15 protein-coding genes are annotated in these 18238 nt (G+C 45.4%); 8 read left to right on the top strand and 7 right to left on the bottom strand.

The features are described from left to right. Positions 1–88: 88 nt before the first annotated feature. Both CAG69_RS15615 and gcvT read left to right on the top strand, forming a co-directional pair. A complete protein-coding gene (locus CAG69_RS15615) occupies positions 89–712 on the top strand; it encodes a helix-turn-helix domain-containing protein (RefSeq protein WP_005395176.1) in 624 nt (207 codons plus the stop codon). A 260-nt stretch (positions 713–972) separates the two neighbouring features. Further along, on the top strand, positions 973–2091 hold the full coding sequence (gene gcvT / locus CAG69_RS15610; protein WP_161445021.1) for a glycine cleavage system aminomethyltransferase GcvT: 1119 nt from the start codon (positions 973–975) through the stop codon (positions 2089–2091). A gap of 131 nt (positions 2092–2222) precedes the next feature. Here the strand turns inward: gcvT and vdeR are convergent, their stop codons facing one another. Next, positions 2223–2951: an efflux transporter transcriptional repressor VdeR gene (gene vdeR / locus CAG69_RS15605; protein ID WP_006742273.1), complete on the bottom strand. Its 729-nt coding sequence runs from the start codon at positions 2949–2951 to the stop codon at positions 2223–2225. 161 nt (positions 2952–3112) lie between these two features. Between vdeR and CAG69_RS15600 the strand changes: the two genes are divergently transcribed. The 4 genes from CAG69_RS15600 to CAG69_RS15585 all read left to right on the top strand — a co-directional run bounded on the left by CAG69_RS15600 (position 3113) and on the right by CAG69_RS15585 (position 9195). After that, positions 3113–4186 (top strand): efflux RND transporter periplasmic adaptor subunit, encoded by a 1074-nt coding sequence (locus tag CAG69_RS15600; protein WP_006742272.1) that lies wholly within the window; start codon positions 3113–3115, stop codon positions 4184–4186. After that, positions 4186–5247, top strand: a complete 1062-nt coding sequence (locus tag CAG69_RS15595; protein ID WP_161445019.1) for an efflux RND transporter periplasmic adaptor subunit — start codon at positions 4186–4188, stop codon at positions 5245–5247. The genes CAG69_RS15600 and CAG69_RS15595 overlap by 1 nt, the downstream gene beginning before the upstream one ends. Then, positions 5247–8306, top strand: a complete 3060-nt coding sequence (locus CAG69_RS15590) for an efflux RND transporter permease subunit (RefSeq protein ID WP_161445017.1) — start codon at positions 5247–5249, stop codon at positions 8304–8306. Before CAG69_RS15595 ends, CAG69_RS15590 begins: the two co-directional genes overlap by 1 nt. 175 nt (positions 8307–8481) lie before the next feature. Continuing rightward, complete coding sequence (locus CAG69_RS15585) at positions 8482–9195, top strand: hypothetical protein (RefSeq protein WP_161445023.1); 714 nt, start codon at positions 8482–8484, stop codon at positions 9193–9195. A gap of 82 nt (positions 9196–9277) precedes the next feature. On the opposite strand, the gene fruA is transcribed toward CAG69_RS15585, so the two are convergent. From fruA to fruB, 3 genes are read right to left on the bottom strand one after another with little or no spacing between them, the layout of a single operon-like run. Then, a complete protein-coding gene (gene fruA / locus CAG69_RS15580; RefSeq protein ID WP_161445015.1) occupies positions 9278–11017 on the bottom strand; it encodes a PTS fructose transporter subunit IIBC in 1740 nt (579 codons plus the stop codon). 18 nt (positions 11018–11035) lie between these two features. Beyond that, complete coding sequence (gene pfkB / locus CAG69_RS15575) at positions 11036–12007, bottom strand: 1-phosphofructokinase (protein ID WP_104972548.1); 972 nt, start codon at positions 12005–12007, stop codon at positions 11036–11038. Between the two features lie 9 nt (positions 12008–12016). Beyond that, positions 12017–13150 (bottom strand): fused PTS fructose transporter subunit IIA/HPr protein, encoded by a 1134-nt coding sequence (gene fruB, locus CAG69_RS15570; protein WP_161445013.1) that lies wholly within the window; start codon positions 13148–13150, stop codon positions 12017–12019. Positions 13151–13524: 374 nt separating this feature from the next. On the opposite strand from fruB, the gene cra reads away from it, so the two are divergent. Beyond that, positions 13525–14505, top strand: a complete 981-nt coding sequence (gene cra / locus CAG69_RS15565) for a catabolite repressor/activator (protein ID WP_161445010.1) — start codon at positions 13525–13527, stop codon at positions 14503–14505. 9 nt (positions 14506–14514) lie between these two features. On the opposite strand, the gene CAG69_RS15560 is transcribed toward cra, so the two are convergent. Then, a complete protein-coding gene (locus CAG69_RS15560) occupies positions 14515–15468 on the bottom strand; it encodes an endonuclease/exonuclease/phosphatase family protein (protein WP_161445008.1) in 954 nt (317 codons plus the stop codon). Positions 15469–15694: 226 nt separating this feature from the next. Here CAG69_RS15560 and CAG69_RS15555 point away from each other — a divergent pair, with 226 nt between their 5' ends. Beyond that, entirely contained in the window at positions 15695–16228 is a 534-nt protein-coding gene (locus CAG69_RS15555) for an RNA-binding S4 domain-containing protein (RefSeq protein WP_053808449.1), read from the top strand. Positions 16229–16331: 103 nt separating this feature from the next. On the opposite strand, the gene CAG69_RS15550 is transcribed toward CAG69_RS15555, so the two are convergent. Together CAG69_RS15550 and CAG69_RS15545 are read right to left on the bottom strand one after the other, a co-directional pair. Then, positions 16332–17150 (bottom strand): EAL domain-containing protein, encoded by an 819-nt coding sequence (locus tag CAG69_RS15550; protein ID WP_085343694.1) that lies wholly within the window; start codon positions 17148–17150, stop codon positions 16332–16334. Positions 17151–17242: 92 nt separating this feature from the next. Then, positions 17243–18163 carry an amino acid ABC transporter permease gene (locus CAG69_RS15545; RefSeq protein WP_161445006.1) on the bottom strand — a complete coding sequence of 307 codons (921 nt, stop codon included), beginning with the start codon at positions 18161–18163 and terminating at the stop codon, positions 17243–17245. Positions 18164–18238: the final 75 nt, after the last annotated feature.

Raw genomic sequence — 18238 nt, 5'->3', positions numbered from 1 at the left:
GTTTAATTCACTTGGTGGACTTTTATCCACTATGTGCTTCATGCACAATGCTAGTAGGACAAAAATAAGGATATCTATAGAGGGATTTATGGCAGAAAGTATTTACGATGAATACCCATCGATGACGTTAGCGAAAGAGCAAAATGATCAAAATATCGAGCCATTAAAGCTGGGTCAGCGTATCAAGGATATCCGCTCAAAACTTGGTATTACACTAGAAGAAGCCAGTCAGCGAACAGGGCTTGCTCGTTCTACACTGAGTAAAATAGAAAATGAGCAGATTTCTCCGACATTTCAAGCAATGCAAAAATTGGCGCTTGGCTTACAAATTGATATGCCGCAACTCTTTGAGCCACCTAGAAAAAAGGTTGCGACAGGGCGTAGGGATGTTACCAAGAAGAATGAAGGCAAACCACACCCAACGCAAACTTATGAACATGAGCTGCTCGCTACTCAACTTTCCAATAAGAAAATGATGCCGTTTAAGAGCCAAATTCGTGCTCGTAGTTTTGATGAATACAAAGACTGGGTTCGTCATGATGGCGAAGAATTTCTGCTTATCCTATCTGGTGAGGTCATGTTCTATTCTGAGTTCTACGAACCTGTCGTTCTAAGCGAGGGCGACAGCGTCTACTACGATGCGAACATGGGACATATGTTGACCAGTGTTAGCGAGGAAGATGCGCACATTTTGTGGGTGACAGCCAAATAGTGATAAATAATTGTAAATTTCCTATAGTGAAAGCAAACGATTGCTGTCGGTGGTCGTTATGATGAAAAGGCGCTTTTTTGATGAGAACACACTCATTAAAGCGCTTTTTTTGTACGATTTGTTGTGATTAAAATGTTAAGAGTCACACTTTTGCAAGTCGATCTACGTCTTGTTCGTGCAAAATAGAATGAGCCGTGTTTATTATTGGAAACACATCGAATGCCGATAGCATTCTCGGGTCTATCTAAATGGAGACGAAAATGACTCAAGAACTACTGAAAACACCACTACACGCACTTCACGTTGAAGTTGGTGCCAAAATGGTCCCGTTCGCGGGTTACGATATGCCTGTTCAGTATCCTCTAGGCGTAAAAAAGGAACACTTACACACTCGTGATGCGGCAGGTCTGTTTGATGTTTCTCATATGGGACAACTTCGCCTACTTGGTGACGGTGCAACTGCGTTCCTAGAAACATTAGTGCCAGTAGATATTGTGGATCTTGAGTCTGGTAAACAGCGTTATGCGTTCTTCACTAATGAAGAGGGCGGCATCATGGATGACTTGATGGTAGCTAATCTAGGCGATCATCTTTTTGTGGTTGTGAACGCGGCATGCAAAGAACAAGACATTGCACACCTACAAGCGCATTTGCCATCTGGTGTTGAGCTAGAAATTATCGAAGACCGAGCTCTACTTGCAATCCAAGGCCCTAAAGCGGCGGCTGTATTGGCGCGTTTTGCACCAGAAGTTTCTGACATGCTGTTCATGGATATTCGTAAAGTCGATATTTTAGGCGCCGAATGCATTGTTTCTCGTAGTGGCTACACTGGCGAAGATGGTTACGAGATCTCGGTTCCTGCTGACAAGGCAGAAGAACTCGCACGTAAACTGAACGCGGAAGAGGAAGTTGAATGGATTGGCCTTGGTGCTCGTGATTCACTTCGTCTCGAGTGTGGTCTTTGCCTATACGGTCATGACCTAGACACAACAACTACGCCTGTAGAAGCGAGCTTGTTATGGGGCATCCAAAAGGTTCGTCGTATCGGCGGTGAACGTGAAGGTGGTTTCCCAGGTGCGGATATTATTCTCAAGCAGATCGAGACCAAAGATGTGGCGCGTAAGCGTGTCGGTTTGGTTGGCCAAACTAAAGCACCAGTCCGTGAAGGCGCGGAATTGTTTGATGCTGATGGCGTTAAAATTGGCGTTGTCACCAGCGGCACTGCGGGTCCAAATGCAGGTAAGCCTGTCTCAATGGGTTATGTGCGTGCTGATCTTGCTGCGATTGGTACCGAATTGTTCGCTGAAGTACGCGGTAAAATGCTACCAATGACGGTTGAGAAAATGCCGTTTGTACCGCAACGTTACTACCGCGGTTAGGTTACTCATTATTGTCATTCTTCGCGTATTCGCGAGGCAAGAAACAAGCAAAAATGCCGAGCTTTCTAGCTCGGCATTTTTATGTATATCGGTTTTATATACGCTTGGAAGTTATCGTAGTTTCTGCAGCCTTATCCGACCGCTTTGTCGATTGTACAACACATGTCGATAACGATATCTTCAAGTTTTTCCGGATGAATCATGTCTTCTTTTGCAATCCCAAACTGAGACGCCATGATTGTATTGAACAGCTCCCAATGTTTGATCAGCATTTTTTCGCGATTATCAGCGATGTCAGGCCATGTCTCTTGCATCATCGGAGTAAGACTGATTGCACCATGTGCAAAAATCAACATCTGCCACTTTGATTCCCACTGATCAAATTGGGCGTTAGGGTTTTCACTGTTGTACTGCTCAAAAATTCCGGTAAATATCGCAGCAAACTCATCTTTTGACTTTAAGAAATACTGCAGCAGGGCACCATCATCGCCTTGGCGAATAGCATCAGCGATCATCTGTACTGGGTGAGGATTAACGAGCGCAAATGCCAGCATGCGAACCATGAACAGATAAATTTTTCTATTCGAAGGTGTGTTCTCAGGCATCTCATTGATTAATTCAGCCATATAGCACTGCATGAATTCATCCATCGCGTCGCTAACCGCTTGCCAAATCTTCTCTTTGCTGCCGAAGTGGTGACGGATCAAACTATGTGAAACACCAGCCTTTTCACTGATATTGCGCAGTGAGACACGCTCGTAACCAAGTTCACAAAACATATCTGCTGCCACCTTAAGGATCAGACACTTAGTTTGTTCTGCGGCTTCAGCACTTCTACGCCCCTGCTTTCTTTCATTCATAGTTCGAATTTTCCCGAATATTAATCAACGCGCTTACTTTTACCAGAAACCGGACGCTTTGACTAATTAATTTGCTTTCCACCTGGAAAATATGTTGATCAATTTCAAATTCTGCATATACTGCACGACTGTGTAATATATAAAACCTACGGAGAAAGCGGGTGCGAAAACAATATTTAAAGCGCACTTTAGTTGGTGCTGTGGTGACATTAAGTCTCTCTGGCATGCTAACTGGGTGTAACAAAGCCATTTCCGAGCCGTCTGAACCTTTAATCAAACCTGTAAAATTACTGGCGGTGAAAGATCTAGAAGTTGAAGACTCGCATGCCTTTTTAGCGCGTATTGATGCGACACATCGCGCACAGCTTTCTTTTCAGGTTGGTGGTGAGGTCGATGAATTACTTGTTCGCATGGGCCAAGAGGTAAAAAAAGGTGAAGTGCTTGCAACGTTAGACCCTAAAGATCTTCAGCTTGCGTTAGACGCCTCTCAAGCCCAGTTCGCGTTAGCAAAAACGCAATGGGAGCGCGCGAAAAACCTTTATGGAAAAAAGCTGATTAGTACAGATGAGTACGACCAGAAAGAAACTCAATATAAAGCGGCATTGGCAAACTACGAACAAGCCAAAACAGATTTGAGTTATACCAAGATTCACGCACCTTTTGATGGCATCGTGTCATACACCTATGTCAACCCGTTTCAAGTGGTCGCAGAGAAGCAAGAGATCCTGAATCTTATCGATAACACGACCTTAGATGTGTCGTTCACACTGCCAGTCAGTTATGCGGAATCCGTATCACTTGAGTCACTGCAAAACTCCGATATGTGGGTGACGATGGATAGCGAGCCAGGAAAACGTATCCCTGGAAAATTTAAAGAAATTTCGACTCAGCCAAATATCGATACCAACAGTTATGAGGCGATCGTAACTATAACTCGACCAGAAGATCGCAATTTGCTAACAGGTATGACGGGACAGGTACACATAGCTAAACAACATCTATCGGACGCGATGACGTTGCCTCAATCCGCTTGGGTAAACAAAAAAGAGACGCAAGGCGAAGTGTGGGTAATGGACAGAAACACACAGCAAGTTAATAAAGTCACTGTGTCTCTTGATGCCTCTGGAGGTGTGAAAGCAGGGCTTGATAACAATGATTACGTTGTTGTTGCTGGCGTTGAGCGACTGGTCGAAGGACAAGTCGTGAAAGCTTGGGTTCGTGAGGGAGGCATTTAATGAAACGTTCTCTATTTACGATCTCTGCAATTGCGCTTGCAGTTTTAACGGGTTGCAAAAATGAAAACCAAGCTGTCGTCGAGCAGCCGCTTTTTGTGTCGACTATTTCTGTGGATGCGCCGGTACAAAGCCAATATCGAGCTTTTAAAGGAATAGTTGTACCAGCAGAGCAAACACCTATGGCATTCCGCCGCGCGGGAGAAATTCAACACGTGTTGGTGAAAGCGGGCGACGTTGTTAAGCAAGGCCAAATGATCGCAAAGCTGGATGACAGTAAAGAAAAGCAAGCCGTAAATGACGCAGAAGCGCAATATACACTGGCGATACGTCAGCTCAAACGCGGCGAAGACCTACACGCACGTCAGATGATCTCAAAGGCCGAGCTTGATGAGCTAACGGCTAATAAAGAGTTGGCAGAGGCTAATTTCTATAACGCCACCAATCAATTGAACTACACCCGTTTATTTGCCCCATTCGCCGGTAAAGTGTCTGACGTTTTCAAAGAGCGTTTTGAACGTGTGGCAGTTGGAGAGCCAGTGTTGAACCTATATCAAAACGATTTGGTGTACGTGCGTATTGAGCTTTCCGACAATGTTCTCGCTATGGTGGACCCAAATTCAGACAACATGAGCTACAAGCCTAGAGCAACCTTCTCCGGCATTAATGACACATTTGCTTTGGACTATTTAGAGCACACAAGTGAGCCTAACTCCGAAACTCAAACTTACGAAATGTATTTGACGATGCCACAGCCAGAACCAGAGATATTGCCGGGAACCAGCGTCAGTGTTCTGGTCGATATGGTGAAAGCGGGGATTACCTCCATCGATGGTTACAGTATTCCAGTAACGGCGCTTCAAGCGGGCAGCGAAGAGAATGAGTTCTTTGTATGGAAAAGAGAGAGTGACGTTGTCACTCGGGTGCCTGTGATGATTTCCCAAGTGAATGGCAACGGAGCCATTGTGTCGTCAGGAGTTAAGCAAGGCGACGTTCTGATTAATTCAAACCTACGTAAATTACGTGAAGGTAAACATGTGGATGTTGTGGAGAATAAACAATAATGAACATTGCTGAGTACTCAATAAAAAATAAAGTCATCAGCTGGTTGTTTATTATTATCCTTGCTGTTGGTGGTCTAACGTCGTTTTTGGAGCTTGGGCGACTAGAAGACCCGGCATTTACGATTAAAGATGCCATGATCATTTCAACATACCCTGGCGCGACGTCGAAAGAGGTTGAAGAAGAGCTGACGTATCCTTTAGAAAAAGAGATTCGAAAACTGCCTTATATAGACAAAATTACCTCTACGTCTTCTGATGGTATGTCTCAAATCACGGTCAGTATGGAAATGGACTATGGTCCTGATGAACTGCCGCAAATTTGGGATGAAATGCGCCGTAAAATTAATGACTTGCGACCAACTTTGCCTCAGGGCGTACAATCTTTGCAGATCATTGATGATTTCGGTGACGTTTATGGCGTGATGCTGATGCTCACTGGTGACGATTACGATTATGTCGAGCTAAAACGCTATGCTGATTACCTGACTCGTGAAATCGAGCTGGTTGATGGCGTAGGAAAAGTGGATATCACGGGCGATCAGCAAGAAATGCTGTTTGTTGAGATCTCTCTTGACCGCCTTGCCGCGCTGAACTTAGACATGAATGTGGTTGCGAGCTTGTTGAACCAACAAAATAATGTGGTTTCAGCAGGGGAAGTGATGGTCAATGGCGAAAGCCTTGTCATTCGTCCAAGTGGTACCTTAAACACCGTAGAAGCGCTAGAAAACTTGATCATTCATGGTCGTGACACTGGGAACCTAATTCGTCTAAAAGACGTAGCAACGATTTCTCGTGGTATCCAAGAGAAGCCAAGCAACGTCGTACTCTTTAACGGTCAAAAAGCAATTAATATCGGTATCTCGTTTGCGTCAGGTGTGAACGTGGTTGAGGTTGGCGAACGTTTGGATGCGGAGCTTGCGAGCCTTGAGTCTATCAAGCCTGCTGGCATCGATATGAACTACTTTTACAACCAAGCCAATGAAGTGGATGAGTCCGTTAAAGCGTTTGTGATTAGCTTAGCAGAGGCTGTGGCGATCGTTATCATCGTTCTGCTGTTTACGATGGGCTTACGCAGTGGTGTCATCATTGGCGTCGTGCTGTTATTGACGGTGTTCGGTACCTTCATCTTGATGAACTACAACAATATCGAGCTGCACCGTATTTCTCTTGGCGCGTTAATTATTGCTCTGGGTATGCTGGTTGATAACGCGATTGTGGTCGTGGAAGGCATCTTGGTTGGCCTAAAAAAAGGGCGCACTAAAGTTCAAGCGGCCGTCGATATTGTAAAGCAAACACAATGGCCTTTGCTTGGCGCAACCATCATTGCGATTACGGCTTTTGCACCTATCGGTTTGTCGCAAGATGCAACGGGTGAATTCATGGGCTCTCTATTCTGGGTGCTGTGTTTCTCACTATTTTTGAGCTGGATTACCGCTATTACGCTGACGCCATTCCTCGCAGATCTATTGTTGAAAGAAGAGGACAAGGGCCAAGATACTAACGAAGAAGATCCCTATAAAGGTTGGCTGTTTGTTGTATTTGGCGCATCGCTGAAATTCGCACTGCGATTCCGTTGGCTAACGGTTGCTGGCATGGTCGCGCTATTAGTGGGTGCTGTCGTGGCATTTGGTAATGTAAAACAGCAGTTCTTCCCACCATCGAACACGCCGATGTTTTACGTTGATATGTGGATGCCAGAAGGTACGGACATCCGCGAAACGATCAAAAAAGCCGAAGAAGTGGAAAGCTACATTCGTCAGCAAGACGATATTGACTTTGTTTCTGCTTCAATTGGGCAGGGTTTGCAGCGTTTCGCTCTGACTTACCAGCCAGAGAAAAGCTACGAAGCGTACGCCCAGTTCCAAGTTCGCGCCACTGATCGTGAGAGCATGTTCGGTTTGTTGCACAAGTTAGACGCTAACCTTGCGAAGACGTTTGATGCACCGACATTTCAATTTAAATTGATGGAATTTGGCCCTTCACCAGCGTCTAAGATCGAAGCGCGTATTACTGGTCCCGATCCGCAAGTTTTACGTGATTTAGCGGTGCAAGTTGAAGACATCCTTCATACCGACCCTGGTGCCCGAAACATTCGTCACGATTGGCGAGAGCGTACTAAGGAGCTTGTGCCTGTTTTCAATGAGTCTAAAGCTCGTCGCTTGGGCATTTCGAAAGAAGATCTTTCAAGCACACTGCAAATGGCGTTTGGTGGTAGCACGTTGGGTTACTTACGTGATGGTACACACACGTTGCCAATTATGACGCGCCTTCCTGAAGAAGAACGCGTGGACTTTGAATCACTACAAAACGTGACCATTTGGAGCCCATCACTGCAAACGTATATTCCGGTCGACCAAGTGATTGATGGCGTTAAATTGGATTGGAGCGAGCCGCTAATTCAGCGTCGTGACCGCAAGCGCACGTTAACTGTGCTCGCTGACCACGATGTGTTGAGCTACGACACGGCGGCAAGCTTGTTTGCGCGTGTGCAGCCTAAAGTGATGGCACTGCATATTCCAGAAGGTTACGAAATCACATGGGGTGGTGAGTATGAATCATCGAAAGATGCGCAAGAAGGTCTGTTTGGTTCGTTGCCGATGGGTTACTTGTTGATGTTCATCATTACTATTTTGCTGTTTAACTCAATTAAAAAGCCGTTGGTCATTTGGTTCACCGTGCCGTTGGCGATCATTGGTGTTGCCTTTGGTTTGCTCACCACGAATATGCCGTTCAGCTTTACAGCATTCCTTGGTTTGCTGAGCCTAAGTGGGATGATTTTGAAAAACGGTATTGTGTTGCTTGATCAAATTAACCTTGAGTTGGAATCAGGGAAAGAGCCTTACCTCGCGATTGTCGATAGTGCGATCAGTCGTGTTCGCCCGGTAAGTATGGCTGCTCTGACGACCATCTTGGGGATGATTCCACTCGTCTTCGATGCCTTCTTTGGATCGATGGCAATAACGATTATGGCAGGTCTTGGTTTTGCTACAGTACTGACACTGATTGTAGTGCCAGTGATGTTTGCGATTCTGTTTAGGGTAAAACCGACCACTGCATAGGGACTCCTGGCTATTTGCCAGCTTCCTGCCTAGCCCTGAAGGTTTTCTTCAGGGCTTTTTTGATCTTACCAATGTACACCAACCCATTCATTTACTTGATTCTAATGATTTTCTTACGAATGCAATGCAAATCATGCGTATACTGATGGAACGATACATCAAAGAGCGAGATAACATGAACAAGCGCGTATTACACGGACTCTTCTTCGTCGGTTCTTTCACCTTGGTCGGCTGTACTACGACAGACAGTATGACTACAGAAGAGGCTAAGCAAGCCGTTCCTAAAATCAACAGCGTTAGCACTGAAGTCATCTCCAACTGGATTGATAGCAAGGTTTTAGCGCCTGAAGGGCTTTCACTCGAACAAGACAATCTACGTTATATATCGGGTAGCGCCGACTTAAACAGCGATGGCAATGCAGAACACATTGTATTGCTACAAGACCGTTATTTCTGTGGCAGCGGTGGTTGTGCAGCTTATATGTTTGATAATGAGGGGAATGTTATCAATCGAATGTCTGTCACTCGCACGCCTATTGTACTAGCCGACAGTTACAGCAATGGCTGGCAAGATTTCATCGTTTGGAGTAATGGCTCATATCGACTCATGAGTTACAACGGTGAATCTTACCCGAGTAACCCTTCTTTGGAGCCAAAGGTGGATCGTGACTCAAACCAGCAGGCGGCAATTGCGAATGTAATGGCGACAGAGCTTTATCAGCAAGATGGCTATGACATTATGCCCGCTGATTCGAAAGCTTTGTGGACGCCGGCCAATGTATACCACTTCACCTTTAAACATTACGGTGATCCGCATAGTACTTATAAAGCGACGGTGGATATGAACAGTGGGGAAGTAGACATTGTTGCCGTTCCGGCTGAGGAATAAAAAACACCTCCCTTAACCGTAATTAAAGGGAGGTGCTGAATGCCAAATTCGAGGGTGGCATTGTTAAGCGGAGTAATTCTGTTTATGCCGCGACTTCTTGTTTGGCTTCTGCTTTGCTTTTTAAGAAAGCGTAAGTAAAGCCAGTTACTGCTGTACCAGCTGCGATAGCCACTAAGTACATTAACACTGGTGAAATGGCGTTAGGGATTAACAGTACGAACAGACCGCCGTGTGGTGCCATTAATTTTGCACCGAACAGCATAGATAGGGCACCAGTAAGCGCGCCACCTGCCATACAAGATGGAATCACACGCATTGGATCTTTGGCGGCAAATGGAATTGCGCCTTCAGAGATGAAACACAGGCCCAATACAAAAGATGCTTTACCTGCCTCACGTTCATTTTGTTCAAATTTGTTCTTCGCAATGAAGGTCGCTAAACCCATACCTAGCGCAGGAACCATACCAGCTGCCATGATTGCTGCCATTGGCGCGTAAGTTTGCGAAGCCAATAGACCGACGCCAAATGCGTAAGCGGCTTTGTTTACTGGGCCACCTAGGTCGAAACACATCATCGCACCAAGGATAATACCTAGCAGAACTGCACTGTCAGATCCCATGTTGTTTAGGAAGTCAGTCAGGCCGTTCATGATGCCTGAAACTGGGCCACCTACGATGTAGATCATCACAAGGCCTGTGAACAGTGTTGCCACAAATGGAATGATCAGAATTGGTTTAAGCGCTTCCATCGATTGTGGGAGTTTTACTTTGTCCGCAAGGAGCTTCGCCGCGTAACCGGCAATGAAGCCAGCTGCGATACCTCCTAGGAAACCAGCACCCGTTGAACTTGCTAGCATACCGCCAACAAGACCAGGAGCCAGACCCGGACGGTCAGCAATTGAGAACGCGATGTAACCCGCAAGAACAGGAATCATCAATGCGAATGCAGAGCCACCACCAATGTTCATCAACGCTGCTGCTAGCGTGCCTTCTTCTTTAAATGCTTCAATACCAAACACGAACGATAGGGCGATGATCAAACCACCAGCGACAACCACAGGCAGCATGTGCGATACCCCTGTCATCAAGTGTTTGTAAGCGCCTTTCTTCTCGTCTGCTGCCGAAGCAGAATTTGCAGAACCTGAATGTTGGTAAATCGTGGCTTGCTCGAATGCTTTGTCCATCTCTTCGGCTGTTTTCTTCAGAGCTGGGCCTGTTTTCGTGCGGTACATCTTTTTGCCGTTGAAGCGATCAAGTGGCACTTCGATATCTGCAGCAATGATCACTAGATCAGCGTCTGCGATGTCTTGATCTGTCAGTTGGTTTTTCGCACCAACTGAACCACGAGTTTCCACCTTGATTTGATGGCCACGGCATTTGCCTTCTTCTTCTAGCGCTTCTGCTGCCATAAAGGTATGCGCAACGCCAGTAGGACAAGCGGTGATTGCGACAATTTTCTTCGCTGCTGATGTTGCTTCAGCAGTGCTAGGGGCTGCAAGTGTGGTTGCTTTTTCAAGTAAAGTGGCGTTTTCAACCGCTTGCTGGAGAAACGTAGTTGCGTCTTTTGCTACTTCGCTGATTTCCGCTTGGTAAACCTTTTTCCCTACGAAACGAGAAGTATCCACGCTAGTATTTGCCGCAATGATAATGACTTCTGCTTGTTCAACGTCAGCTTCCGTCAGCAGTGTAGGTTCAACCACACTTGATTGACATTCGATTTTTGCATTCCAGGTTAATTTTGCGGCTGCTTGTTCTAGTAACCCTGCCGCAAGGATGCTATTTGCAACACCGCTCGGACAGGCAGTAATAATGGCAATATTCATACGATAACCTTCTGTTCCTTAGTTTTGTTCTAAGTTTGTAATAGGGTAAAGCTCGCTAACTTCAGTTTGCTGCTTGATGTTCTCCAGTTCTTCCTGACTGGTTAGCCCTACGCCGACTTGACTAACTGCCAAGGCAGAAAGTGCTGTAGCGAAGCGCAATAAATCGTTTTTCGGCATCAGTTGCATGTGGCCCCAACACAAGCCAGCAACTAGCGTATCGCCTGCGCCAACGGTGCTTACCACATTCATTCGAGGGGGTTGTGCACGAAGCCATTTGCCTTGGTTTAGCCACATCACACCGTCAGCGCCCATCGACACAACAATGTTCTCGATGCCTTTGTCACTCAGTGTTTGCGCGGCGGCTTGGCATTGTTCTGGTGTTTCTAGGTGTTCGCCAACAAAATCACCAAGCTCTTCATCGTTAGGCTTAATCAACCATGGGTGAGCCTCAATACCTGATTTCAATGCGGCTTTACTGCTGTCGAACAACACCTTTTTGCCTTGTTGATGCAGTGCTTTTATCCACGCAGCACATTGTTCGGCGGTTACGCCTCCAGGTAAGCTACCCGCAAGCACAAAGTAATCGTGAGTCTCTGCGAGACGGAATAGCGTCTCCTCAAAGCGAGCAATTTCGTCAGCCGTTACTTGAACACCAGGGAAGTTAATGTCACTAACGTTGCCACTAGCCTCAACGAGCTTGACGTTGATACGAGTGGCACCTTGTACTTCTACAAACTCATTCTTGACGCCGATGTCATTGAAAAGCTGATGGAATAGCTCAGGGTTATCTTTACCGAGAAAGCCGGTAACCGTGACATCTGCGCCTAAATCGCTCAACACTTTTGCTACGTTGACACCTTTACCTGCAGCATGGAGATTGCTTTGCTGCACTAGGCTCACGGAACCAACGTTTAGCTCATTTACTGAACCTGTTAAATCTAATGCCGGGTTGAGCGTAATAGTGACAACTTTACTTGTTTTGTTCGTCATATCGGCTCCTTAACCTTCACCAAGGCCAGAAGCGATAGCATTCCCGATAGACTCCAAGGCTTGTGGTGCATCAGGACCTTCCGCAGTGAATTGAAGTTGATGGCCGTGCTTAACGCCAAGCGCAATGACTTTCATTAGGCTCTTCGCGTTTACTGTTTTGCCATCACCGTCTAGGTTGGCAACGCGAATGGTGGATTCAAATTTTTTCGCTTCCGCCACTAACATTGCACCCGGACGAGCATGTAAACCATGAGAGTTTTTGATTTTAAATACAGCGGTATTGCCTTCTTCTGAAGATGCGGCGGTGACTTCTTCACCTTTAAACAAAGCAAGAATCTGTTCTACTGATGCATCTAAAAGCTTGCCGTGCTCATTGTTAAACACAATATTAGAAAGCGTTTTTAGGATAGGCTGGTGAGCATTGTTACATGCCGCAAATGCGACAAGTGCACGCACTTTTTGACCTTCATATTCGCAGTCGTTTGCCGTCGAGACAAATGACACGCCTGTACGAGTTACATGTTTGTCACTGCCAATTAACCAAAGGCCATTACCTAAGTGAGTTGGTGTTTTGGTAACGAGATCTGCAACGAACTCGTTATCAGCACAGCCCGTGTTTTTCAAAAGACCACCAGCAACAGCACTCATTTGTAGCATATCGCTCGCAGGGAACATAAGTTGAATTAAAGAGGCGTCAAAGTCTGCTTCAAGCTGAACATCACCGTGGAGCAGGGCAATAATCTCGTCTTCATTTTTTGCATTACGTAGGCGTTCTTCTACGCCGTCAGCGCCTAGCACTTTCGTTAGCTGTTTAAGAATGCCAAGGTGCTCATCAGATTTAGCTGCAATGCCGATAGCGACGAATACCGTGTTACCATCGCCCCAGTCGACACCTTGTGGAAAGTGGTGCACAGCAACACCCGTTGTTTTCACCATTGAGCGAGTGTCAGTCGTGCCATGTGGGATAGCAATACCGTTCCCCAAAAACGTTGAGTTTTGGTTTTCACGATTTAGCATGCCTTCCACATAACCTTGTTCAACAAGGCCTTTGTCTATCAGGCTTTGCGCAATATTCGTGATTGCTGCAAACTTATCTGTCGCTGATTGCGAGAGGGTAATGTCGTTCTTATTTAGCTTAAGCATGGTGCTTCTCCAGCCTTAAGGTATCAATTTAAAAATGTATTCTGTGTGAGAAGTTGAACGCTGCTTCTGCTGAGCGCTTATCACTCCTCAAACCATTCTATTTTTCAAGCTAAATCGATTCAGCTTATTGGTAAATTTTTTAAAAGACTCAGAAAAACTGTTTTAAAAACTGACGTTAACAAATGAGTCTTTGGCGCTGTCCTATAGCCTAGCCTACAAATTGGTTTGTTGTGTATTCAGGTGATTTACGTCAATTTTTAAGTTTTGCTGAATCCTTTCAGCTTTTATACTGAATCGGTTCAGCTTATAATTCAACTTATCGAAAGATCGTTGATGTATTAATATGATCGCGCGCACAGAATAAGGTTTAGAATATGACACTGGATGAAATAGCCAAATTAGCGGGTGTTTCTAAGACAACTGCAAGCTATGTGATTAACGGAAAAGCGCAGAAATACCGCATCAGCGAGAAGACTCAGAAAAAGGTGATGGCCGTTGTAGATGAGTACAATTATAAGCCAGATCATGCGGCGTCTTCTTTGCGAGCAGGTAATTCACGCTCATTTGGGCTTATCATCCCAGACTTAGAAAACACCAGTTATGCGCGTCTTGCAAAACTGATTGAACAAAACTCGCGTAAAGCAGGGTACCAAATTTTAATTGGCTGCTCTGATGATGATCCTGATACAGAGCAAAAGGTGGCGGAAGCGTTAGTCAGTCGTCGCATTGATGCGTTGTTTGTGGCAAGTGGTATGCCCACTGCAAACGAGTATTATCTTAAGTTGCAAAACTCGGGTACGCCAGTTATTGCGCTGGACCGTCCAATGGATGATGAGCACTTTTGTTGTGTCATCAGCGAAGATTTTGACGCCGCACTTGAACTCACTCAGTCAGTGCTGTCCGAGGATATAAAGTCCATAGGCTTGATTGGAGCGTTGCAAGACCTTCAAGTTTCAAAAGAGCGTGAGCTCGGTTTTCTATCCGCTTCTCAACAAGGTGGCAAAACGGCAACAGTGGGTTATGGACAACACTTCTCCCGAGAAGAAGGCAAGAAAGTCTTAGAGAGATGGCTAGCAGAGAACGAACTGCCAGATGCCATTGTCACAACGTCATACACACTGTTAGAAGGTGTGTTGGATGTGATGCTCGAAAAGCCAGAACTCATGAGCAAAGTTCGCCTAGCGACGTTTGGTGATAATCGACTGCTGGACTTCTTGCCAGTGAAAATCAACTCTTTACCTCAACAATTTGAGTTGATCGCGGACAGTGCAATGGAGTTAGCACTCAACGCTTCCGCCAAACGTTATAAACCGGGTGTTGAGTTGATTCCACGTAAAATTGTTAAGCGTCACTAAACAGGTTACTCAAAGCTTTACTTCAGCCGTCAGCGCCACAAATGCGTGGTCGCTGGCGTTTTTATCTCTGTCATAAATCGGGTTGATCAGATGTTGGTTAGACACCTGATAATCAACAACCTCGGCAACCGATATATCTGATAAGGTGTCAAACTCTTGAGAGAGCAAGATATAGTCGAGCACATTCCCAGTGGAAAAATGATAATGCGTAGCGGGGCGTTCATCCTTCAGAGCGTCACTTTGCAATAACCAACCATCTTTGAGTTGCAACTCAGTGACGCTGTCACCAGCATTGGATACCAATGCGCTGTTAACGCTGATAGGAGTGATAGGTTGATTCATATCGCCCATTAACACTGTCGGCATTGGTTCTTTTCGATACCTCTTTTGCATCGCGTCTCTTAACATCGCTGCTTCCCAGCCTCTTTGCTGGGTGGATAACCAGCGCCCAATAATCGTGCTAGACGTTTCTGGTTGTTCTGAGTCGGCCGGGCGTTGAGATTTCAGGTGCGTTACGTAAACAGCGATATGACCAAGTACAGGATGTATTACTTGGGCATAGATAGGTTTGCGACTGAACTCTGGAACAACACTTACTCCAAAAGGCTCAAGCGTTGCTAAGTCAAACTCTACCGCTTGTACTTTTTCTATTGGAAACCGAGATGCGATTGCCACAACAGGGCTTGAGTAAATGTACTCATCTTCAACATGTGGGGTGTCAACGGTCGCAAAGTAGGGGTAGCCGATGGTTGAAAAAAATTCCTGGGTCTTCTCGATACTGAACACTTCTTGTAAGCCAATCACGTCGCCTTCCAGTTTTTCAACTTGACGTTGCGTCCACGAAAGTTTGTCTCGCCATTGCTCTAACGAGTATATGTTCTCGAAATCATAGTAGGCGTTAGGCGGTGCGACAAAATTAAACAAGTTCGCAGTGACAAAGGTAATTCTGCTTGGTTGAGACAAAGTATTCGCTCTTTTCAACAATAACTTGAAGAGTATATACCTTCAGACTGCGTAATTGCAGCTTCGTTTGAGCCAAGCCTCGACATACAAGCTAACGAGCAGCAAGTTAAATGGGTTAAGAGGTGCTCAAATGCCAAGGCTAATCAGTGATTGAGCATCGGCAGAGGTTTCTATTTTTAAGCATTGCGTTTAAACTTCAGGGCATCAAATAGTAAGAGTAAGTAACATGACCCAAGATTACGACCACGAAGAGTATTTAGAAGGCGAAGAGATTGAGATCGAAGCGATTGGCATCGACGTTGATGCGCATCCGATCGAACTGTACAAGCTTTTTAAAATCGCGAACTTGGTCAGCGGTGGCGGCGAAGCAAAGCATATCATCGAAGAAGGTTACGTCGCGGTGAATGGTGAGCTAGAAACACGTAAGCGCCGCAAGATGTATGATGGTGACTTTTTTGAGTTTAACCAGGAATATTATGTTGTGGTTTGCGATGCGCCAGTAACTGAACCTGAAACGGCAGAGCAAAAAGCGGAAAAGAAAGCGAAGAAAGAAGCGCAATCTGCACGTAAAGAGAAATCTCGCCAAAGCAAGTCAGCTAAAGGCTCTGGACCTAAGTCAACAGGCCGAAAAGCAGCGCATAAAGAGCGGAAAGCACAACAAAACGCGCTGTCGCAATCGGCGAAGAAAGGTAAGAAAGCTGAAAAGCCGCAAGCGACTCGTGATCCGAAGAGCGGACGTAACTCTATTGACTTTTTCTAAGCAAATTAATACCTAGCTAGGCATGTCATCGCCAAGCAAAACCCAAAAGCGCCGAGTATATATCGGCGCTTTTTTGGTTTTACTGTATCGTAAGGGGGTAGTGTCAATGCACTGTCGTCTCAATGTTTAGGCTATCGGTCCAGTGATGAATGGCGCAAGGCTTACCTAAGTAAAAGCCTTGGTAATAATCCAAATCAAGTTGATACATCGCTTGCAGCTGCACGTCTTCTTCTACCCCTTCTATGATCACTTTTGCTCCCATATGAGCCGCGAGCTCAACGGCGCTATGTATGGAAAAGGTTTCTCCGGCGCAGTAATCAAGTAGATAGGAGCGATCGATTTTTATGATGTCAGGGCAGAGCTGCTGAACACGTGCGATATCAGAATGTTGAGCGCCAAAATCATCGATAGCAAAGATAAAACCATTCGCTTTCATTAACTGTACGGCTTTGATCAGTAAATCAGTATCACCGCATGATTCTTCGACTACTTCAAAAACTACGTCTGATGGGCTCATACCAAGTTCGGAAAGGCGCTTGTAAAGCAGGCCGTTGTCTTTAAAGCCCATGTCTTTGGTTAGGGTGAGTAGGGTTTGAGGCATGACATTGAGAAACAGTTTGATAGGCGTTCCTGCGAAACAGCGTGCAAAATTTCGAATGTGCATTGCTCTGGATAAAAACTCAACACACAATCGAAAGTAGGGATCGAGGCCATTGTTGGCCAGAAATACATCAGGACGAATTAACGAACCATCAATGCCACGAATTCGCAGTAGAGCTTCCATTCCAATAATACGCTGGTGCTTATCAAAAATCGGCTGATAAACACTGTGAAAAGTGAATTGATTGAGAACTACGTAATATTCACCAAGATTATCTTGCTTAATGTATCGCTCGTAGTCCGATTGATTCTTTAACTCCATGAAAAACGCCGAAAATTTAGCATCTTTTCAATGTAACAGGATGCAATTCTGATTTGAAGATTCAAATGTGTCTAATTACATATACGGTTGAGTTAATTTGAAATGGATTCCGATTTTGCTTCAATGTAGCGAAAAATAAGTGACAACCCAAAACAAATCAAAAAGTAAGCAATGCCGACAATGAGCCAAATTTCAAAGATATAGCCTGATGAATTTGCCATTTCGGTCCCAACAAACGTCATTTCTTGTATCGAGATCAGTGAAACGATGGAGGTGTCTTTCACTAGAGAGATGGTTTGACCTGCAAGTGCTGGGGTGATGACTTTGAGCACCTGTGGCGCGATAACGAATCGGTACTTCACCCATCGAGACAAGCCCAATGAATCTGCCGCTTCCCACTGTCCTTGGTCGATACTTTGTAAACCTGCACGCACCACTTCTGCAACGTAGGCAGAAGAGAGTAGGCCGACGCATAACACGCCAGAGGCAAGATTTTCCCAAAGGTTATAAGGCCCAAAAAGAAAGCTCTGTAGCGCATTTGGTTCGCTGTTATAGTTTCGTAGAATATCTTCCAAACCGAGTAATGGGATCAATTGGTTGGAAATGAAAAAGTAGAAGATGAAAACAAACACCAGCGGCGGAATGTTTCTCACCAATTGGATAAACGCATTAGCAGGTGTGCGCAACCAAACGGAGCGAGAGAAGCGCGCTAAGCCCAATAAGGTGCCAAGTACTAGTGCGAAGCTAATGCCCCAAATACTGAGCCTTAACGTCGAAATCAAACCTTGGAAGAAGTAGGGCAAACCACCATCGGCTCTGGGCGTAAAAAGTAGTTCAAACGCCTCTTTCCACTGCCACAAATAATGTACACCAACAGTGGAGCGATGGTACAGCCAAACGCCACCAATACCACAGATAATAAGCAGTACCCAATCTAGCGTGTTTAACCGCGATAGAAAGGAACCTGTGTTGGAATTAGTGGGTACTGTGCGAGTGGTGGTTTGTTCGCCCAAAAATTTGACTCCGATAGATGATGAAAAAGTAAAATGGATGATTGGAAAGTATAGGCTCGCGAAGACCACGAGCCA

Source organism: Vibrio sp. V43_P6S15P86 (assembly GCF_009904725.1).
Taxonomy (GTDB): domain Bacteria; phylum Pseudomonadota; class Gammaproteobacteria; order Enterobacterales; family Vibrionaceae; genus Vibrio; species Vibrio diabolicus.
Note: the sequence above shows the minus strand (reverse complement) of the source record. Positions and strands in the feature narration are given on the sequence as shown.